Genomic DNA, 18965 nt, shown 5'->3' with positions numbered 1-18965 from the left:
GTAGGGGCTCGCAATCGTAGCGGCGTCTGCTCGCCAACAGCGCGATTTCCTGCTCACGCTATCTGCCACTGGCGCGTGGCGCCGTGCTCAAATTAGCTGCCAATGTGCTCGCCCTCATCCGGCGCTGCTCGCAAACGAGGCGTCGCACTCACGCTGTCTGCCAACAACTTCGACCGCCAGCGGGAGGTCGATCAGACGGCCATAGGCTGTCCCGTTTCTCCATCTGCACCGGGCAGTTTCGGGAAAAGCCAATCGGGAACACATTTCGGGAAAATGGCACCTCGTTGCCATCGAGCGCGCCTTGCCGCCGTCAGCCGTCCCACTCGACCTTCGTTTTTGGGAAACTGCTTATCGTCCGGGCGGGGGCGGTTCGTCGAACAGCATTTCCAGATCATCGGCCTCAAACCCGCCCTTGGGGCGCTCGACGAGCGTGAAGCGCCATCGCTGCCCGCGCCGTAGCTCAGTGAACCCGGCGCGCTCCGCCGCTCGGACGTGGACAAAGACCTTGGGCTGCTTGTCGTCACGAGAGATGAAGCCCCAGGCCCCACCACGGTCGAGGTATTTGATCGTTCCGGTCGGCATGATGCCTTCCTTTCGGGCCTAGCCCTCCTTGGCGCAGGCGAGGCACATCGTCGTCGCGGGCGCACGATCGAGGCGCTTGGCCTCGATTTCCTCACCACAGCGGACGCACCAGCCATAATCGCCGCTGTCGATCCGCATCAGTGCGGCGTCGATGCGGCTACATTCGGCTTGCCGGTGCCGCTGCGCCGCCAGTGCCATTGCCTGCACCTGCATGGCGTCGATCCGCGACAGGCGGCCGACGCTTTCCTGATCGAGCGTGACCGGGGCGCGCGTTTCCTCGGCCGCAGCATCATCGGCGACGAGCTGATCGCGAAGCGCCAGCAGTTGCCGACGCCGCGCATCAAGGTCCGGCGCGTCCCCGGCTATGTCAGCGTACCAACAGTACCGGGGCGCGAACGGTGCGGATCATCGTTGTCGTCGTGCTGCCGACGATCAGGGTGCGAAGCGGCGAGTGTCCATAGGCACCCATCACCAGCATCGCGCCGGGATGCGCCGCCATATGATCGCCGATCACCGCATCGACCTTGCCGTCACGCAGGACGGTTTCGGAACAGGCGGGCAGCGTTGCTGCCGCTGCGCCGAGCTGGTCGCGGTGTTTGCCATCATCCGGCCCCGCCATGACGAGGTGTACTGGCAAACCACCGAACAGCGGCGAGGTAGCGACATGACGGACAGCGCGGCAGGCGGCGGGGCTGTTGTCGAAGGCGATCACCACCGCGTCAGGTGCCTTGGCTTCGCGTGAGGCGATCAGCACCGGCTTGTCGCTGGCACGCACGACCCGTTCGACCTTGGAGCCGATATGGTCGGTCGCGAACTCGCCCGACGCGCCGCGCTTGCCGATGATGACCAATGCAGCATCGGCTTCACGCTCGACGATCGTCTCCACGATCCCTCCATGCAGGTGCATCGACGCGACCGTGATGCCCTGCTCCTTCAAGCGAGTGCCGCCTGCGTCCAGCAGGATGCGCCCTTCCTCGATGGCAAGACGCCCCGCCGCTTCCTCGATGCGGGTCAGCTCTTCCAGCAGCTCGCTTTTGACACCGAGGCCGATCGCGCCGCTATGATCGTTGCGCGATGCCACGGCATCCTTGCGCTGGACGACGTGCAGCAGCTCGACATCGGCCCCGAGCCGGGTAGCGGCCCAGGCCGCCAGATCGACGACGCTGGTCGCGTAGGTGGATGCGTCGATACAGGCCAATATGCGGTTCATAAGCCCTCTCCTCAGTGGGCGCCGAGCGCTGCTTCGGCGCCGGGCTTGTCATGGACGGCGAAGCGATCGACCATCGTCGCGCTCGCCTGATTGAGGCCGATGACCTCGACATGGGTGCCTTCGCGGCGGAACTTGAGGATCGCCTTGTCGAGGCTCCCCACCGCCGAAATGTCCCAGAAGTGCGCGGCGGTCAGGTCGATGACCACATTGTCCAGCACCTCCTTGAAGTCGAAGGCGTCGGCGAACCGCTCGGACGAGGCGAAGAACACCTGACCCGAGACGCGGTAGGTCCGCGTCCTGCCATCCGCGCTCAGCTCGGATGCCACGTCGAACAGGCGCTTGACCTTGCTGGCGAAGAACAGACCGGACAGGATCACGCCTGCGACCACGCCTTGCGCCAGATCGTGCGTCGAGACGACAACCAGCACCGTCACCAGCATGACAACCGACGACTGCCACGGATGGCTCTTGAGGTTCCTGATCGATCCCCAGGAGAAGGTGCCGATCGACACCATAATCATCACCGCGACCAGCGCCGGCATCGGAATGCGGGCGACCAGCGGCCCCAGTACGACGATCAGGAACAGCAGGAACGCGCCCGACACAAAGGTGGAAAGGCGGGTGGAGCCGCCCGACTTCACGTTGATGACCGACTGCCCGATCATGGCGCAGCCGCCCATCCCGCCGAGGAAGCCGGTCAGAAAATTGGCGATACCCTGCCCCTTCATCTCGCGGCGCTTGTTCGATGGCGTGTCGGTCAGATCATCGACGATCTGCGCGGTCATCATCGATTCCAGCAGGCCAACCGCCGCCATCGTCAGCGAATAGGGGAAAATGATGCGCAGCGTTTCCAGCGTGAACGGCACCTGTGGGATGCCGAACGCTGGCAGCGACGAGGGCAGCTTGCCCATATCGCCCACCGTGTTGACCTTGATGCCGGCATAGATCGAGACGATCGTCAGGATCACGATCGCGACCAGCGGCGACGGGATCGCCTTGGTCAGACGCGGGAACAGGTAGATGATCGCCAGGCCCGCCGCGACCATCGCGTAGGTTTCCCACCCGACGTTCGTTAGCTGGGGAAGCTGCGCGATGAAGATTAGGATCGCGAGCGCGTTGACGAAGCCGGTGATGACCGAGCGTGACACATACTGCATCAGCAGGTCGAGCTTCAGGAAGCCGGCGACGCCCTGGATCAGTCCCATGAGGATGGTGGCGGCAAAGAGGTACTGGACGCCGTGATCGCGGATCAGCGGCAGGACAAGAACCGCAATGGCGGCGGTTGCGGCCGAAATCATGCCGGGGCGTCCGCCCACGAGCGAGATGATGACGGCGATGGAGAAGGAGGCAAACAGCCCGACGCTTGGATCGACGCCGGCAATGATCGAGAAGCCGATGGCCTCCGGGATCAGCGCGAGCGCGACGACGATACCCGCAAGCACGTCGGCGCGCGGGTTCGAGAGCCATTCGCGTCGAAGCGAAGTAGCAAATGTCATGTAGAAACCTGATCGCAATAGCGAGGGGCGCACGCCGTCAGACGCGTTCAATCAACGATACTCGGAAGCGAGGCCCAAATTCGCTAAGGTTATCCCGGGGATAGGCGCCGGGCCGAGCCACCCGAATCAATCCGGGTCCGTCGAAGGCCTCTAGATAGTCACTGATCGGACCATATTGCAACTGCGAACATCAGCAGCCTGCATTCCCATAATACCATCCCATTCGGGACGGTCGCGGCCAGCGCGCTTCGACTGGTTCAGTCGTAAACGTATATCTGTGCCCGTTTTATGCGCCACCCGCTGTTCGCAAAAACCTTCCTTTCTGACGACCTTGCCGGCGGGCCATGACCGCAACGCATTTCTGCCGCCCGCCGCTTGTCAGAACTGGGCTCTGTTGCAAAGATTGGCGGCAGTCAGAGGTAGGCTGTCGCTCTGCGCCGATCAGGCGGCTGCTGCGAAATGGTGGTTGAGCATGCCCATGGCCTCCGTCAGCGCCGAGGGCCCAATGCCAAAAGCTCTCTCCACAAGGCGCACCTCGCCCCTGATGCCGGGCTGCAGGCACCAGGGGCGAGCCTGTCCTTTGCGCAGGGCTCGCATGACTTCGAATCCCTTGATCGTGGCATAGGCCGTGGGGATCGATTTGAAACCGCGCACCGGCTTGATCAGTATCTTGAGCTTTCCGTGATCGGCCTCGATCACGTTATTGAGATACTTCACCTGCCGGTGGGCCGTCTCCCGGTCCAGCTTTCCTTCGCGCTTCAATTCGGTGATCGCTGCACCATAGCTCGGCGCTTTGTCGGTATTGAGCGTGGCAGGCTTTTCCCAGTGCTTCAGGCCTCGCAGGGCCTTGCCCAGGAACCGCTTCGCTGCCTTGGCGCTGCGGGTCGGCGACAGGTAGAAATCGATCGTGTCGCCCCGCTTGTCGACTGCCCGGTACAGGTAGGTCCACTTGCCCCGCACCTTGACGTAGGTTTCATCCAGGCGCCAGCTCGGATCAAAGCCACGCCGCCAGAACCAGCGCAGCCGCTTCTCCATCTCCGGGGCGTAGCACTGGACCCAGCGATAGATCGTCGTATGGTCGACCGAAATGCCGCGTTCCGCCAGCATTTCCTCAAGGTCGCGATAGCTGATCGGATAGCGACAATACCAGCGCACCGCCCACAGGATCACATCACCCTGGAAATGGCGCCACTTGAAATCCGTCATCGTTCCGTCCGTCCAATCTCCGCCAAGCATGCTCAAGCTTCACGATTTTTGCAACAGAGCCCCTCTGGGTGCCCCTTTGGCGGTCAACAGGGCCTGAGCGTCTGCCCACGTCTCCGGCGAGATCACAGCAGGGAAATAGTGCGGCACCGTGTCCAGCGGAATACGCCGTTTCTTGCCGTCGGCATATTCGGTCCGATGGGGATGGAGGACGCCAATCACGGCCGGATTGGTGAGTATCTTTGCAATATAGGAGCGATGCCAGTGCAGGCCCTTGCGCTTCCCTGTGCCCCAAGGCTCGACCCCTTCACCATTCAATGTAGCCGCGATCGAGTGTTGCCCCGTTCCATCTAAGGTCATCGAAAATATACGCCGAACGATCGCTGCCCGCTCGGGGATCACCTTGATCTGCTGGGTCTGCTTATCTAACTCAAGCCACGCAGGGACGATGCCTGTGAGAGGCTTGGCGGCCACGTTTGCCCTCTTGGCTTCCCAAGCAGCGGACAGACGCTTTGCTTTGGTGGCGCTCTCGTCATTCGCCCGCATGAAGGTCAGCACAGCTACCAGTAGGTCCGTGGGGTCTCGGTCCAAGGAGGCCGGCGTGTACTCGCGCCCATCGTTAAGGGTGACAACGGAAACCCCCGCCTCCACGATGTCCTCCAACACTCGCATGGCCTTACGGGGCACCAAACGGCTTAAACGATCTAGCTGCTCTACCAGCAAGACTGACCCTTGCGGGACCAGCCCGACCTTCACGGCTTCGAGGAAATCTGCCAGTCGTCCCGCTTCGGCATTGCGGCCCCGGAAGCCTGATATGCCCTCATCGTGGAAGGTTAGGACCGTGTCCAATTCCAGATCATGCTCGCGGGCGTATTTGGCCGCCATGTCTGTTTGCCGGCGGCGGCTATCACCCTTGCTCTGCTCAGGCGTACTAAACCGCAAGTAAGAGTAGGCTTTTCGGCGGGGGATAGGGGAGGCGCTTGGGTTCATTTCGTCCATCGGCATAAGCTACCCGAAGCAGGGGTCTTATGTCCATAACCTGCTGATGGTCGGCCCGCCCGGCGCGGGCAAGTCGCTGATGGCGAGTTGCCTGCCCGGCATATTGCCCGAACTGACGCCGGGCGAAGCGCTGGAAACATCCATGGTGGCGAGTGTCGCGGGAACGCTGGAGGGCGGGCGGATCAGCCGGGCGCGGCCCTTTCGCAATCCGCATCACAGCGCGTCCATGGCGGCGCTGGTCGGCGGCGGGCACAAGGCGCGGCCGGGCGAGGTCAGCATGGCGCATCTGGGCGTGCTGTTCCTCGACGAACTGCCCGAATTCCAGAGGACCGTCCTGGACTCGCTGCGCCAGCCGCTGGAGACGGGGGAAGTCACCGTGGCGCGGGCCAATGCGCATGTCACCTTCCCGGCGCGGGTGCAGTTGGTGGCGGCGATGAACCCCTGCCGCTGCGGCCATCTGGGCGACCCGGCGCTGGCCTGTTCCCGCGCCCCGCGCTGCGCGGCGGACTATCAGGCCAAGGTGTCGGGACCGTTGCTCGACCGCATCGACCTGCATGTGGAGGTGCAGGCGGTGACGGCGGCGGACCTGGTCCTGCCCCCTCCCGCCGAAGGATCGGCCGAGGTCGCGGCCCGCGTCGCGGCGGCGCGGACGGTGCAGACGCGCCGCTACGAAGGGACTTCGCTGCGCACCAATGCCGAGGTGGATGGAGAGCGGCTGGAGGACGTCGCCGGGCCGGATCAGGCCGGCCGCGAACTGCTGGCGCAGGCGGCCGCGGCGATGAAGCTGTCGGCGCGGGGCTATACCCGCGTGCTGCGCGTGGCGCGCACCATCGCCGACCTGGCCGGCGCCGAGCGGGTCGGGCGCGTCCATGTGGCGGAGGCGCTCAGCTACCGGCGGCGGGCCCCGGTGAACTGACGGCGCATTCCGCCCGCCGGCGCGCCCTCGCTCAGGGCTTGCCGCGTTCCGCCATCACCACGTCCATGTCGGCCATGGCCAGCCGCAGCAATTCCACCATGCTGCTGCGCGCCGCGGCGGTGTCGCGGGCGGCGATGGCCTGATAGACCGCCTCGTGATCGGGCAGGGGATCGCGCGGCAGCAGCTTCTTGCGATGCTTGAAGGTGGTGGTCCAACCCACCGCCGCTCCCACCGAACTGGCCAGCGCGGCGAGCGCGTCATTATGCGTCGCCGCCAGCACCGCATGGTGGAAACGCTGGTCCGCCGCCCGCCCCTCCGGCGTCGAAAGGCCGTGCTTTCCCATCTCGTCCAGCGCCTGCGCCATGACGGCCAGTTGCTCGTCGGTCCGCCGCCGCGCCGCGAATTCGGCCGCCGCCGGCTCGATCACCCCGCGCAGTTCGAACAGGTCGCGGATGAAGTCGCGGTCCGGTTCCCCCGCGAACATCCAGGCCAGCATTTCCGGGTCCAGCACGTTCCATCGGCTGCGCGGCAGCACGCGGGTTCCGGCCTTGGGCCGGCTTTCCAGCATCCCCTTGGCGATCAGGATGCGCACCGCCTCCCGATAGGCGGTGCGGGACACGCGGAGCCGCTCCGACGCCTCTATCTCCCCCTCGAACAGGTCGCCGGGCTTGTGGGTTCCCATCAGGATCGCCGTGCCCAATTGCCGGGCGATGGCCTGGTGGATGCGAAGCGAGCCTTCGTCCGTAGCTATCTTGCGTTCCGTTACGTCCTTGCGCTCGCTTTCCAATGTTCAGGCCCCCCTGTTCAGTCGTCGAAGGCCGTCGTAGGGCAATGCCGGCCACAAAGGAAGGCGTCCGCCACCAATCGCAACGGCGCGATGTCCGCGTCGATCGCCCGGTCCGCGACCAGCCCGACGAAGCGGCGGTACATGGCCGGATATTCCTCGTCCGGCGCCTTGATCTGGACTTCGCCGTCCAGGCGCAGCGTGTTGCCGCCCTCCGACAGCAGCAGGCTGCCGTTCGCCGTCTCGATCGCGATGTCCCAGGTCTGCGGGCCGGTCTGGCGCCAGTCGAACAGGGCCTCCACCGCCGCGCCCGAAGCCGTCGCCATGCTGAGCGCCGCGCCGATGGGCGCGTCCTTGTTCTCCGGCACTTCCAGCCTGGCCGACAGCATCGTCACCGGCTCCGGCACGATCTCCGTCAGGATCGACAGGGCGTTGATGCCCGGATCGAACACGCCGAAGCCGCCCGCTTCCCAGATCCAGGGCTGGCCCGGATGCCAGTGACGGACATCCTCGCGCCACTGGATGTCGATGCGGCGGATCGCGCGCGACGCTATCCACGCCTTCGCCTGCGCGACCGCGGCGGCATGGCGGCTATGCCAGCTTGCATAGAGGGTGACGCCCTGGGCCCCGGCAAGGGCGATCAGCGCCTCCACTTCCGACACGGTGGCGCCCGGCGGCTTTTCCAGGAAGACATGCTTGCCCGCCAGGATCGCCTGCCGCGCCGCCTGGTAGCGGACCTGCGGCGGCTGGCAGAGGATGACGGCGTCCATGTCCGCCTCCCCGGCCAGCATCGCGTCCAGATCGGGATAGTTGTTCAATCCCTCTCCCTGCGCATTGCGGCTGGCGACGGCGACCAGCTCTATGCCGTCGGTCCTCGCAATGGCGGGAAGATGCTGGTCGCGGGCGATCTTGCCCAGCCCGACAAGGCCTGCCCGGATGGTCATAGGACTTTCACCCTTGCCAGGCCTTCGTCCGCCGCGCGGCGCAGGCCGTTGCGCACCGGCAGGGTGAAGGGCGCGGCCTCCACCTCGAACACGTCGCCTTCCCGCGCGGCGAAGCCGTCCGAAAAGGAGAGGGTGGCCGTGCCGAAGAAATGGACATGGATGTCGCCCGGACGACGGAACAGGCCATATTTGAAATGATGATGTTCCAGATTGCCGATCCGGTGCGACATGTTGGCCTCGCCGGAAAGGAAGGGCCTTTCCCAGACCGTCTCGCCATCGCGGACGATGCGGCTGGTGCCGCGCAGGTCGTCGGGCAGGTCGCCCAGCAGCAGTTCCGGCCCCAGCGCGGCCTGACGCAGCTTGCTGTGCGCGAGCCAGAGATAATTGCCGCGTTCGGTGACATGATCGGAAAATTCATTGCCCAGGGCAAAGCCCAGCCTGACCGGCGCGCCGTCCGCGTCGATCAGGTAGATGCCGGCGACCTCCGGCTCCTCCCCGCCATCCTCCGCGAAGGCGGGCATGGCGAAATCCTCGCCGGGATGGACCAGTGTCCGGCCGTCGCCCTTGTAGAACCATTCGGGCTGCGCGCCGATGCCGCCGTCGGCGGGCTTGCCGCCCTCCACGCCCATCAGGAACATGCGCATGCTGTCGGTCAGATCGCCCGACGCGGCCGCCTTGTGCATCTTGTCGCGGCCCTCCGCCGATCCGAGATGGGTAAGGCCCGTGCCCGCGACCAGCAGATGCGCGGCATCCTCATGGTCGATGGGGCAGAGCAGCCGGACGGCGGAAAGGTCCACCGTCCCGCCCAGCCGCGCTTCGGCCATGGCGGCCAGGCCTTGCCCCGCCGCGATCGCCTCCAGCGCCAGCGCGCGGGTGGAATCCGCGCCCTCCACCCGCCGGGCCGCGCCGGTTCCGTCAAGGGCGGCGACGCCGCGGCGGCCGCCCTCCTCGAACTGGACCAGCGAACGGATCATGGATGGCGTCCCGGACAGGCTCACCGGGCGATCTCCAGCCTGCCTTCGACGCGGCGGTTGAGCTTCCACGGATTGGCGGCCTGGAGGGCGGGCGGCAGCACCGCGTCGGCCACGTCCTGATAGCAGACCGGCCGCAGGAAGCGCATCATCGCCAGCGTGCCCACGGACGTCGAACGGCCGTCGGAGGTGGAGGGGAAGGGGCCGCCATGCACCATGGCATGGGTGACTTCCACCCCGGTCGGCCAGCCGTTCGCCAGCACGCGCCCGACCTTGCGGGACAGGGTGGGCAGCAGCTTCGCGGCATCGGCCTGGTCGCCGTCGTCCATCTGGAGCGTCGCGGTCAACTGCCCCTCCATCCGGGCGATGGTGTCGATGACCTCATCGATCGTCGCGCATTTGACGAGGATGGAGGAGGAACCGAACACTTCATGCGCCAGCGCCGGATTGGCGCGGAACTGCTCGCCGCTGGCGGCGAACAGAGCATGCTGGCCGCGATGGACGCCGTCCGCCGCCATGCCGCGGGCGATGGTGGTGACGCCCTCCGCCCCGGCCAGCGCCGCGACGCCCTTTTCATAGGCGGCATGGATGCCGGGCGTCAGCATGACCTGCGCCGCATTGCCCGACAGGGCCTGGGCCGCCGAAGCGACGAAACGGTCCAGATCGGGGCTGTCGATCGCGATCACCAGTCCGGGATTGGTGCAGAACTGGCCCGAAAACAGCGTCAGCGATCCGACGAAGGCGGTGCCCAGCGCTTCGGCGCGGGCGGCGAGCGCGCCGGGCAGCAGCACGACCGGATTGATGCTCGACATTTCGGCATAGACCGGGATCGGCTCCTTGCGCTCGGCCGCGATCTTCATGAGGGCAAGGCCGCCGCCCCGCGACCCGGTGAAGCCCACAGCCTTGATGCGCGGATCGGCCACCAGCGCGCCGCCCAGGTCGTTGGTCGTGCCGGGCAGGTAGGAAAACACGCCTTCATGCAGGCCGCTGTCCCTGACCGCCGCGGCGATGGCGCGGGCGACCAGTTCGCCGGTGCCGGGATGGGCCGGATGGCCCTTCACCACCACCGGGCAACCCGCGGCGAAGGCGGATGCGGTGTCGCCGCCCGCGACCGAGAAGGCGAGCGGGAAGTTGGACGCGCCGAACACGGCGACAGGACCGACCGGCTGGTTGACGCGGCGCAGGTCGCTGCGCGGCAGCGGCTGGCGCTCCGGCAATGCCTTGTCGATGGTGGCGTCCAGCCAGTCGCCCTGGCGCACATAGCCTGCGAACAGGCGAAGCTGGCCGACGGTGCGGCCCCGCTCGCCCTCCAGCCGCCCGCGCGGCAGGCCGGTCTCGGTCATGGCGGTGGTGATCAGCAGGTCGCCAATGGCCATGATCCGGTCGGCCACCGCCTCCAGAAAGGCGGCGCGGGCTTCGGGCGTCAGGGTCGAGAAGCTCTCGAACGCGGCGTCGGCCAGCGCGCAGGCGTCCGCCACATCGGCGGCCGAAGCGTTGTGAAAGGCGACCTCGCCCTTCGCGCCGGTCGACGGATCGATGGCGAAGAAGGGTTCGCCGCCCTGGCGCTCGCTCGCGCCGACAAGAATGGCTCCGTTGAACATGGGGATAAACTCCGAAATGGGATTAATGATTGTCGCGCGGCAGGCCCATGGTCTGGGCGATGCGCTGATATTTCTCCGCCCCTTCCAGGATCGCGCCGGTGTTCAGCTGGCCGACGACGGAGCGCTGGATTTCTTGCCACGGCGTCTGCGAGGCGGGATATTTATAGCCCCCCTCCGCCTCCAGCGCCGCCCGGCGGCCGGCCAGTTCCTCGTTTGAAATGAGGACGTTCACCGTGCCCTTGTTCAGGTCCATGCGCACCCGGTCGCCGGTCCGCAGCAGCGCCAGGCCGCCCATGGCCGCCGCTTCGGGCGAGGCGTTGAGGATGGAGGGACTGCCCGAAGTCCCCGACTGCCGCCCGTCCCCGATGCAGGGCAGAGCGGACACGCCCTCGGTGATGAGGTAGGCGGGCGGCCGCATGTTCACCACCTCCGCCGCGCCCGGATAGCCGACCGGGCCGGCGCCGCGCATGAACAGCAGCGTATCGGGCGTGATGCCGACGGCCGGATCGTCGATCCGCGCATGATAATCCTCCGGCCCGTCGAACACGACCGCCGGGCCTTCAAAGGCGTTGGGATCTTCCGGATTGGACAGATAGCGCTCCCGGAACTCGTCCGAAATCACGCTGGTCTTCATCACCGCCGCGTCGAACAGATTGCCCGACAGCACCAGGAACCCGGCATCCTCCTTCAGCGGCCGGGCGAAGGGACGGATGACCTTCTCATCCTCGATCTCCACGCCCCGGCAATTCTGACCCATGGTCTTGCCGTTGACGGTCATCGCGCCCTCGCGGATCAGGCCCTGTTCGATAAGCTGGCCCACCACCGCCGGCACGCCGCCGGCGCGATAATAATCCTCGCCCAGATATTCGCCGGCGGGCTGGAGGTTCACCAGCAGCGGCACTTTGTGCCCCACCGTCTCCCAATCCTTGAGCGGCAGCTCCACCCCCACATGGCGCGCGATCGCCGCCAGGTGGATCGGCGCATTGGTCGACCCGCCGATGGCGGAGTTCACCACGATGGCGTTGTGGAACGCGTCCAGCGTCAATATGTCGGACGGCTTCAAGTCCTCCGCCACCATCTCGACGATGCGCCTGCCGGTCCGATAGGCGACCTCCTGCCGGTCGCGATAGGGCGCGGGGATCGCCGCCGATCCCGGCAGCATCATGCCCAGCGCCTCGGCCAGCGAGTTCATCGTCGTCGCCGTGCCCATGGTGTTGCAATAGCCGGTCGACGGCGCGGAGGACGCCACCAGCTTGATGAAGCCCTCATCGTCGATCTTGCCCGCCGCCAGCAATTGCCGCGCATGCCAGACGATGGTGCCCGAACCCGTCCGCTCGCCCTTGAACCATCCGTTCAGCATCGGTCCCACCGACAGGGCGATGGCGGGGATGTTCACGGTCGCCGCCGCCATCAGCAGCGCGGGCGTCGTCTTGTCGCAGCCGGTGGTCAGCACCACCCCGTCCAGCGGATAGCCGTAGATCGCCTCGACCAGCCCCAGATAGGCCAGGTTGCGGTCCAGCCCCGCCGTCGGCCGCTTGCCGGTTTCCTGGATCGGGTGGACCGGAAATTCCAGCGCGATGCCGCCCATCTCCCGAATGCCCTCGCGCACGCGTTCCGCCAGCACCATATGATGGCGGTTGCAGGGCGACAGGTCGCTGCCCGTCTGGGCGATGCCGATGATCGGCTTGCCGCTGCGCAGTTCCTCCAGGCTCAGGCCGAAATTCAGATAACGCTCCAGATAGAGCGCGGTCATGTCTATATTGTCTGGGTTGTCGAACCAGGCGCGGCTACGCAGTTTGTCGGCGGGCTTGGACGAATCGCTCATTGGGAAAGGCACCTGTCGAAGAAGATGGTGGATGGATTCCGGGGCAAGTTGACCCGCTCGCCCCTCAGATATACTCATACAAATAGATTTTCAAGGATGCTTCGGACGAAGTGATGAATTTGATGAGCCGCTATGAGGTCGTCGGCGACTGGGGCACCAGCCGCCTGAGGCTGTTCCGCGTGGAGCAGGGCCGCGTGACGGCGCGCCATGACGGCCCCGGCATCGGCGCGGCGGCGGGGCAGGCGGAAGCGGCCTTCGCCGCCGCCATCGGCCCCTGGCTGGAGGAAGCCGCGCCGACGCAGATCCGCCTTTGCGGCATGGCTGGCGCCCGCGACGGCTGGGTGGAGGCGCCCTATGCGGATTGCCCCGCCGACGTCGCCGCCTGGCGGGCGGCGGCGACGCGGTTCGCCTGGCGCGGCGTGCCCGTCGCGATCATGGCGGGCCTCGCCTGCACCGGCGCGAACGGCGCGCCCGATGTGATGCGGGGAGAGGAAACACAGATATTCGGAGCCATGGCGCGCGATCCGGCGCTGGGGCAGGGCCGCCGCCTGATCGTCCTGCCCGGCACGCACAATAAATGGGCGGTGGTGGAGGATGGCCGCGTCTCCTCCTTCCGTACCATGCCGACGGGCGAGCTTTTCGCACTGCTGCGGGACCGTTCCACCCTGGGCGCGCAGGCCGACCGGCCCGATCCTGCGCGGGAGGCGCAGGGCTTTGCAGAGGGGCTGGCGCGGGCGCAGGAGGGGCGCCCGCTCTCCTCCCTGTTCGCGGCGCGGACCATGCGGCTGCGGGCGGGGCGCCCGGCGGAGTGGGCCGCGGGCTATCTGTCCGGCCTGCTGATCGGGACGGAGATCGCGGAGGTCGCGGACATGCTCGAACAGGCGGACGACATATGGCTCATCGGCGACGGCCGCCTCTCGACGCTCTATGCCGAAGCGCTGGGCAGGCGGGGGCTGGCGGCCCAGGCGCTGGACGGCGACGCCTGCTCGCTGGCCGGGCTGGGCCTTTCTGGGCACCCCCACCATCCCCACGGAGACCCGTCATGACCCTCGACGACCTGCTGGCGCAAGGCGCGCCGCCCATCTGCGCGATCCTGCGCGGCATCCGGCCGCAGGAGGCGCTTGGGATCGGCGCAGCCCTGATCGATGCGGGCGTCCGCATCCTCGAAGTGCCCTTCAACTCGCCTGATCCGCTCGCCAGCATCGCCGCGATGCAGGCCGAATATGGCGACCGGGCGCTGATCGGCGGCGGCACGCTGCTGTCGGTGCGGGCGGTGGAGGAACTGCACGGCGCGGGCGGGCGGATCATGGTGACGCCCAACACCGACATGCAGGTGATCGCAAGGGGCGCCGAACTCGGGCTGGAACTGCTCCCCGGCTTCATGACCCCCAGCGAAGCCTTCGCCGCGATCCAGGCGGGCGCGCGCCGGATCAAGCTCTTTCCCGCTGCCCGTCTCGGCCCCGCTTATGTGAAGGCGCTGAAGGACGTGCTGCCCAAACATGTGGGCGTCTGGGCGGTCGGCGGCGCGGGCGCGGACACGATCGGGGAATGGCTGGCCGCCGGCTGCGAGGGGATCGGCGTCGGCGGCGCGCTCTACCGCCCCGGCGACGGCGCGGCGACGGTCCGGGACCGGGCGGCCGAACTGGTCGCCGCGTGGCGACGGACGCCCTAGGCCGCGTGGACAAATTCGGAATGTCGGGAATGGCCAGTTGCGGTCTTTAGTTTCCGTCACCCCGGACTTGATCCGGGGTCCCGCTTTTCTTGTAAAACAGCGCCTCGACCAAGGCAGCGGGACCCCGGATCAAGTCCGGGGTGACGAATAGGGGGAGGGGTGACGAATGGGGGAACGTCCGCTCCCCACCCAAATCACTCAGTCCGGCGAGTCTTGAATTTGTCCACGCTGCTTTGAGCATTTTCAAGTTGGCCGTTCACGGTCGACGGCTCGGAAAATGCGACCTCTAAGGGGCGTCACCCCACCTGCCGCGCCTCGTCCCGGTCCAGCATGTCGCGCACCTTGGTCGCCAGCTCCGCATAGGTGAAGGGCTTGGTCAGCAGTTCCACGCCCGGGTCGAGACGGCCGTGATGGATGATGGCGTTGCGCGCATAGCCGGTGGCGAACAGCACCTTCAGCCCCGGTTGCTGCGCCCGCGCCTGTTGCGCGATGTCAGCCCCGGTCATGCCGCCGGGCAGGATGACGTCGGTGAACAGCAGGTCGATGGATTGCGCCGCCGCGTCCAGCGCCCGCAGCGCCGCCGCGCCGTCATTCGCCTCGATCACCCGATAGCCCAGTTCCTTCAGCACGTCGACGGTATAGGCGCGCACCTTGTCGTCGTCCTCGCACACCAGCACCGTCTCGTCGCCGCCGCATATCGGCGGGGTGCGATGCTCCGTGCCCGTGTCATTGTCGGGCAGGGGACCGTAGAAGCGGGGCAGGTAGATCTTGACCGTCGTGCCATGGCCGCTTTCGGAATAGACGCGGATATGCCCGCCCGACTGCTTGATGAAGCCATAGACCATCGACAGGCCCAGGCCAGTGCCCCGTCCGACCTCCTTGGTGGTGAAGAAGGGTTCGATGGCGTGGCTCAGCACCTCCTCATCCATGCCCTCGCCGGTGTCGGACACGCTGATCAGCACATATTGGCCGGGGGAAACCTCCGCCTCCTGCGTGGCATAATCCTCGTCGATATGGGTGTTGGCGACCTCTATGGTCAGCTTGCCGCCGTCCGGCATGGCGTCGCGGGCATTCACCGCCAGGTTCAGCAGCGCATTCTCCATCTGGTTGACGTCGATCTCGATCGGCCAGATGCGCGCGCTCTGGATCGTCTCCACCTCTATCGTCTCGCCCAATGTGCGGTTGAGCATGTCCGACATGCCGCTCACCAGCCGGTTGGGGTCAATCCGCTCGGGCGCCAGCGGCTGGCGCCTGGCAAAGGCGAGCAGGCGCTGCGTCAGCAAAGCGGCCCGCTCCGCGCCCGCCATGGCGTTGTCGGCGGCGCGCCGCAGCCGCGCCTGGTCCTCGTGCAGGCCGCGTTGCAGCAGTTCCAGATTGCCGGTGACGATCTGGAGCAGATTGTTGAAATCATGCGCCACGCCGCCGGTCAGCTGGCCCAGCGTCTCCATCCTCTGCGCCTGCCGCAGCGCCTCTTCCGCCTCCGCCAGCGCCCTGGCATGGGCGCGCTGCTCGGTCACGTCGCGGGCGACGCAATAGATAAGGTCGTTTTCCGGCACGGCCGTCCAACTGAAATTGCGGTAGCTGCCGTCCTTCGCCCGGAATCGGTTTTCGAACCGCACCGTCGGCGTGCCCCGCGCCAGCCCGGCGATCTCGCCCTTGGTCTTCTCCAGGTCGTCGGGATGCTCCATCCATTCGGACGTGCGGCCGATCAGTTCCGCCTCGCTCCATCCCAATATGTCGGTCCAGGCCGGACTGGCCGCCAGCCAGGTGCCGTCCCGGTCGGCGACCAGGAAGGGGTCGCGCGCCAGCGCCCAGAGCCGGGCGCGGTCGGCCCGCATCTCCTTTTCGGCCAGCACGCGCTTGGTCGTCTCGCTGACGATGCACAGCGCGCCGCCGACGGAGCCGTCCGCCTCGAACACCGGGGAATAGTTGATGTCGAAGAACACCTGTTCGCCCTGTCCGCCGTCCCGCTCGATATAGAAGGGGCGGTCCTTGGCATGCACCGACTGGCCCCGGTCGATGACGGAACGCAGCAGCGGCTCCAGGTCGTCCCACAATTCCGTCCACCCCTCCCGCGCCGGGCGGCCCAGCACGCGGGGATGCTTGTCTCCGATGGTGGGCGCATAGGCTTCGTTATAGAGCGCGCAGAGTTCCGGGCCCCAGAACAGCACGATCTCCGCCTGCGACGACAGCATCAGCCGCACGGTCGACACCAGCGCGGGCGACCAGCCGTTCACCGGCCCCAGCGGCGATCCCGCGTCGATGCGGGCGGTGAGCGCGCCCAATGCGCCCTGGGCGGCGATCATCTCCGCTATGCCCGGCGCGCCGCTCAATCGATTATCCTGGGTCAGCCTGTCCATAGGGCCAGATACGCCTGTCCAACGCTTTGTATCCGTTCATGCAGAAGGCGTTACGACCTTTGTCCATCGTTCCGGGTTATCCTTGCAACGCGCGAAACAAGCGCGCATGGATCGGCGCCATGACCGCGACGACCCTGAGCCGACCCGCCACCGCCGTCCCACGCCCCGCGCCGATCGCGCGCTGGCTGCTGACGGTCGCAGCCCTCGTCTTCTGCATGGTCGTGGTCGGCGGCATCACCCGCCTGACCGAATCCGGCTTGTCGATCACCCAGTGGAAACCGATCGCCGGCGCCATCCCGCCGCTGACCCACGACCAATGGATGCAGGCCTTTCGCGATTATCAGAAGATCCCGGAATATCGGCAGTTGCGGCAGGGCATGACGCTGGGCGACTTCCAGTTCATCTTCTTCTGGGAATGGGTGCACCGGCTGCTGGGGCGGCTGATCGGCCTGGCCTTTGCGCTGCCGTTGATCTGGTTCGCGTGGAAAAGGGCGATCCCCCAGGGCTATGGCCTGCGCCTCGTCGCGTTGCTGGCGCTCGGCGGACTGCAAGGCGCCATCGGCTGGTGGATGGTGGAATCGGGCCTGTCGGTGCGCACCGACGTCAGCCATTACCGGCTGGCGGTGCATCTGCTGACGGCGCTGTTCATCATGGGCGGGCTGATCTGGACCGCGCTCGACCTGCTGACCCGCGCCAAGACCCCCTTCGCCAAGCCCGCCATGCTCCATCCCTTCGCGGTGGTCGCGCTGCTGGCGCTGCTGGCGCAACTGATGTTCGGCGCCTTCACCGCCGGGCTGGACGCGGGCTATGTCTCCAGCACCTGGCCGCTGATGAACGACCATCTGGTGCCGCGGGGGATCGAATGGCTCGGCTCGCTCTGGGCGACCGTCTCCAGCGATCCCTATCTGGTCCATTTCATCCATCGCTGGTGGGCCTGGGTCGTCGCGATCCTGCTGGTCATGCTGGCGCGCATGGCCCGGCAGGCGGGGCAGCGCGGTCCGTCCATCGCGATCAACGCGACGGTCGGCGCGCAGATCGCGCTCGGCATCGCCACGGTCGTCAGCGGCATGGCGCTGCCTCTCGCGGTGCTGCACCAGGCGGTCGGCGCGCTGGTGGTCGCATCGGCCGCCTGGGGCGCCCACGCCCTGGGCGAACGCCGGGGATAGGCGTTGCCATGCCACGCAGGTATTATTTTACCCGTCAGCAAAGCCGCCGAATCGCTTGACTTGTGCCCTTCGACCCGTCATTAGCGCGCATCTTCGAAAGCTGGAAACAGCCTTCAATTCACTGTTTCATTCTTGGAGTATTGGCACCATGAAGGCGCTGATGAAGACCACCAAGCCGGCAACCCCGGCCACGGTCGAAAAGAAATGGGTTCTGATCGACGCGGAAGGCCTCGTCGTCGGCCGCCTCGCCTCGACCGTCGCGAACATCCTGCGCGGCAAGCACAAGCCGAGCTTCACCCCCCATGTCGATTGCGGTGACAATGTCATCATCATCAACGCGGAAAAGGTGAAGTTCACCGGCCGCAAGCTGACCGACAAGGTTTATTACAAGCACACCGGCTATGCCGGCGGCATCAAGGAAACCACCCCCCAGAAGGTTCTGGAAGGCCGTTTCCCCGAGCGCGTCCTGGAAAAGGCCGTCGAGCGCATGATCCCCCGCGGCCCGCTGGGCCGCCAGCAGATGCGCAACCTGCGCATCTTCGCCGGCGCCGAACATCCGCACGCCGCGCAGAACCCCGAAGTGCTCGACTTCGCGTCGCGCAACCGCAAGAACAAGGTGGGTGCATAATGTCCGATAACCGCCAGTCCCTGTCCGACCTCGCGTCGCTGACCGCCAACGCGCCGGCTCCTGCCGCCGCGCCCGCCGCCGACGCTCCGATCGCGCCGGCTCAGCCCGCCGCTCCGCTGCGCGCCCAGGAAATCGACAGCCTCGGCCGCGCCTATGCGACCGGCCGCCGCAAGGATGCCGTCGCCCGCGTCTGGGTGAAGCCCGGCACCGGCAAGATCACGGTCAACGGCCGCGACCAGGAAATCTACTTCGCCCGCCCGACCCTGCGCCTGGTGATCAACCAGCCCTTCGGCGTCACCGAGCGCGAAGGCCAGTATGACGTGATCGCCACCGTCAAGGGCGGCGGCCTGTCCGGCCAGGCCGGCGCGGTCAAGCACGGCATCGCCCAGGCGCTCGCCAAGTACGAGCCGGCGCTGCGCAGCGCCGTCAAGGCCGAAGGCTTCCTGACCCGCGACAGCCGCGCCGTCGAGCGCAAGAAATACGGCAAGGCCAAGGCCCGCCGCAGCTTCCAGTTCTCGAAGCGCTGATCGTTCGATCAATATGAATGCAAGGGAAGGGGCCGGTTTTCCGGCCCTTTTCTTTTTCGGGCAGAAAGATTGCCGACCGAA

Annotated in this window: 17 protein-coding genes, 1 pseudogene and 1 other annotated feature; of the genes and pseudogenes, 6 read left to right on the top strand and 12 right to left on the bottom strand. The window is 66.7% G+C overall.

Annotation, left to right across the window (positions count from 1 at the left end; translation table 11 throughout):
• Positions 1–348: 348 nt before the first annotated feature.
• From SIDU_RS10920 to SIDU_RS10895, 6 genes are all read right to left on the bottom strand, one after another.
• Entirely contained in the window at positions 349–582 is a 234-nt protein-coding gene (locus SIDU_RS10920; protein ID WP_004213294.1) for a cold-shock protein, read from the bottom strand.
• 18 nt (positions 583–600) lie between these two features.
• On the bottom strand, positions 601–795 hold the full coding sequence (locus tag SIDU_RS10915) for a TraR/DksA family transcriptional regulator (RefSeq protein ID WP_004213295.1): 195 nt from the start codon (positions 793–795) through the stop codon (positions 601–603).
• 154 nt (positions 796–949) lie between these two features.
• Positions 950–1792, bottom strand: coding sequence for a universal stress protein (locus SIDU_RS10910; protein WP_004213296.1), 843 nt, complete (start codon positions 1790–1792; stop codon positions 950–952).
• Positions 1793–1803: 11 nt separating this feature from the next.
• Complete coding sequence (locus SIDU_RS10905; RefSeq protein WP_007684580.1) at positions 1804–3288, bottom strand: SulP family inorganic anion transporter; 1485 nt, start codon at positions 3286–3288, stop codon at positions 1804–1806.
• Between the two features lie 87 nt (positions 3289–3375).
• Positions 3376–3430, bottom strand: a sequence feature (sul1 is cis-regulatory element that is thought to sense ions involved in sulfur or methionine metabolism; They are found in Alphaproteobacteria).
• A gap of 299 nt (positions 3431–3729) precedes the next feature.
• A complete protein-coding gene (locus tag SIDU_RS10900; RefSeq protein ID WP_001389365.1) occupies positions 3730–4494 on the bottom strand; it encodes an IS6-like element IS6100 family transposase in 765 nt (254 codons plus the stop codon).
• Positions 4495–4533: 39 nt separating this feature from the next.
• On the bottom strand, positions 4534–5490 hold the full coding sequence (locus SIDU_RS10895) for a recombinase family protein (protein ID WP_158514627.1): 957 nt from the start codon (positions 5488–5490) through the stop codon (positions 4534–4536).
• A 34-nt stretch (positions 5491–5524) separates the two neighbouring features.
• Between SIDU_RS10895 and SIDU_RS10890 the strand changes: the two are divergent.
• A pseudogene (locus SIDU_RS10890) lies at positions 5525–6406 on the top strand (YifB family Mg chelatase-like AAA ATPase); the annotation flags it as partial.
• Positions 6407–6437: 31 nt separating this feature from the next.
• Here the strand turns inward: SIDU_RS10890 and SIDU_RS10885 are convergent.
• Genes SIDU_RS10885 through SIDU_RS10865 form a run of 5 tightly spaced genes read right to left on the bottom strand, consistent with a single transcriptional unit; the run spans position 6438 to position 12531 of the window.
• Positions 6438–7193, bottom strand: a complete 756-nt coding sequence (locus SIDU_RS10885) for a FadR/GntR family transcriptional regulator (protein WP_007686609.1) — start codon at positions 7191–7193, stop codon at positions 6438–6440.
• A 17-nt stretch (positions 7194–7210) separates the two neighbouring features.
• On the bottom strand, positions 7211–8134 hold the full coding sequence (locus SIDU_RS10880; RefSeq protein WP_007686608.1) for a Gfo/Idh/MocA family protein: 924 nt from the start codon (positions 8132–8134) through the stop codon (positions 7211–7213).
• The gene (gene araD1, locus SIDU_RS10875) at positions 8131–9108 is read right to left on the bottom strand and encodes an AraD1 family protein (RefSeq protein ID WP_021223486.1); all 978 of its coding nucleotides are present in this window, start codon (positions 9106–9108) and stop codon (positions 8131–8133) included. The genes SIDU_RS10880 and araD1 overlap by 4 nt, the downstream gene beginning before the upstream one ends.
• Positions 9109–9128: 20 nt before the next feature.
• Positions 9129–10706: an aldehyde dehydrogenase (NADP(+)) gene (locus SIDU_RS10870; RefSeq protein ID WP_007686604.1), complete on the bottom strand. Its 1578-nt coding sequence runs from the start codon at positions 10704–10706 to the stop codon at positions 9129–9131.
• 22 nt (positions 10707–10728) lie between these two features.
• Positions 10729–12531, bottom strand: coding sequence for an IlvD/Edd family dehydratase (locus tag SIDU_RS10865; RefSeq protein ID WP_007686602.1), 1803 nt, complete (start codon positions 12529–12531; stop codon positions 10729–10731).
• Between the two features lie 113 nt (positions 12532–12644).
• On the opposite strand from SIDU_RS10865, the gene SIDU_RS10860 reads away from it, so the two are divergent.
• Together SIDU_RS10860 and SIDU_RS10855 are read left to right on the top strand one after the other, a co-directional pair.
• Positions 12645–13577 carry a 2-dehydro-3-deoxygalactonokinase gene (locus tag SIDU_RS10860; protein ID WP_007686600.1) on the top strand — a complete coding sequence of 311 codons (933 nt, stop codon included), beginning with the start codon at positions 12645–12647 and terminating at the stop codon, positions 13575–13577.
• Positions 13574–14203 carry a 2-dehydro-3-deoxy-6-phosphogalactonate aldolase gene (locus SIDU_RS10855; protein WP_007686598.1) on the top strand — a complete coding sequence of 210 codons (630 nt, stop codon included), beginning with the start codon at positions 13574–13576 and terminating at the stop codon, positions 14201–14203. The genes SIDU_RS10860 and SIDU_RS10855 overlap by 4 nt, the downstream gene beginning before the upstream one ends.
• Positions 14204–14499: 296 nt before the next feature.
• Here the strand turns inward: SIDU_RS10855 and SIDU_RS10850 are convergent, their stop codons facing one another.
• On the bottom strand, positions 14500–16563 hold the full coding sequence (locus SIDU_RS10850) for an ATP-binding protein (protein ID WP_007686596.1): 2064 nt from the start codon (positions 16561–16563) through the stop codon (positions 14500–14502).
• 119 nt (positions 16564–16682) lie between these two features.
• On the opposite strand from SIDU_RS10850, the gene SIDU_RS10845 reads away from it, so the two are divergent.
• The 3 genes from SIDU_RS10845 to rpsI all read left to right on the top strand — a co-directional run bounded on the left by SIDU_RS10845 (position 16683) and on the right by rpsI (position 18884).
• Positions 16683–17729: a COX15/CtaA family protein gene (locus SIDU_RS10845; RefSeq protein WP_037511047.1), complete on the top strand. Its 1047-nt coding sequence runs from the start codon at positions 16683–16685 to the stop codon at positions 17727–17729.
• A 148-nt stretch (positions 17730–17877) separates the two neighbouring features.
• Positions 17878–18357: a 50S ribosomal protein L13 gene (gene rplM / locus SIDU_RS10840; RefSeq protein WP_007686594.1), complete on the top strand. Its 480-nt coding sequence runs from the start codon at positions 17878–17880 to the stop codon at positions 18355–18357.
• Entirely contained in the window at positions 18357–18884 is a 528-nt protein-coding gene (rpsI, locus tag SIDU_RS10835; protein WP_013039155.1) for a 30S ribosomal protein S9, read from the top strand. Before rplM ends, rpsI begins: the two co-directional genes overlap by 1 nt.
• The last annotated feature ends 81 nt before the right edge of the window (positions 18885–18965 follow it).

The organism is Sphingobium indicum B90A (assembly GCF_000264945.2).
Classification (GTDB): Bacteria; Pseudomonadota; Alphaproteobacteria; order Sphingomonadales; family Sphingomonadaceae; genus Sphingobium; species Sphingobium indicum.
This window is presented reverse-complemented; position numbering and strand designations above follow the sequence as displayed.

Bases quoted from the DNA above. Each gene is read 5' to 3' on its own strand.
- SIDU_RS10865 (WP_007686602.1), bottom strand. From the start codon at position 12,531: ATGAGCGATTCGTCCAAGCCCGCCGACAAACTGCGTAGCCGCGCCTGG.
- SIDU_RS10905 (WP_007684580.1), bottom strand. From the start codon at position 3,288: ATGACATTTGCTACTTCGCTTCGACGCGAATGGCTCTCGAACCCGCGC.
- SIDU_RS10915 (WP_004213295.1), bottom strand. From the start codon at position 795: ATGCAGGTGCAGGCAATGGCACTGGCGGCGCAGCGGCACCGGCAAGCC.
- SIDU_RS10880 (WP_007686608.1), bottom strand. From the start codon at position 8,134: ATGACCATCCGGGCAGGCCTTGTCGGGCTGGGCAAGATCGCCCGCGAC.
- SIDU_RS10855 (WP_007686598.1), top strand. From the start codon at position 13,574: ATGACCCTCGACGACCTGCTGGCGCAAGGCGCGCCGCCCATCTGCGCG.
- araD1 (WP_021223486.1), bottom strand. From the start codon at position 9,108: ATGATCCGTTCGCTGGTCCAGTTCGAGGAGGGCGGCCGCCGCGGCGTC.
- rplM (WP_007686594.1), top strand. From the start codon at position 17,878: ATGAAGGCGCTGATGAAGACCACCAAGCCGGCAACCCCGGCCACGGTC.
- SIDU_RS10920 (WP_004213294.1), bottom strand. From the start codon at position 582: ATGCCGACCGGAACGATCAAATACCTCGACCGTGGTGGGGCCTGGGGC.
- SIDU_RS10900 (WP_001389365.1), bottom strand. From the start codon at position 4,494: ATGACGGATTTCAAGTGGCGCCATTTCCAGGGTGATGTGATCCTGTGG.
- SIDU_RS10850 (WP_007686596.1), bottom strand. From the start codon at position 16,563: ATGGACAGGCTGACCCAGGATAATCGATTGAGCGGCGCGCCGGGCATA.
- SIDU_RS10860 (WP_007686600.1), top strand. From the start codon at position 12,645: ATGAATTTGATGAGCCGCTATGAGGTCGTCGGCGACTGGGGCACCAGC.
- SIDU_RS10895 (WP_158514627.1), bottom strand. From the start codon at position 5,490: ATGGACGAAATGAACCCAAGCGCCTCCCCTATCCCCCGCCGAAAAGCC.
- SIDU_RS10910 (WP_004213296.1), bottom strand. From the start codon at position 1,792: ATGAACCGCATATTGGCCTGTATCGACGCATCCACCTACGCGACCAGC.
- SIDU_RS10870 (WP_007686604.1), bottom strand. From the start codon at position 10,706: ATGTTCAACGGAGCCATTCTTGTCGGCGCGAGCGAGCGCCAGGGCGGC.
- rpsI (WP_013039155.1), top strand. From the start codon at position 18,357: ATGTCCGATAACCGCCAGTCCCTGTCCGACCTCGCGTCGCTGACCGCC.
- SIDU_RS10845 (WP_037511047.1), top strand. From the start codon at position 16,683: ATGACCGCGACGACCCTGAGCCGACCCGCCACCGCCGTCCCACGCCCC.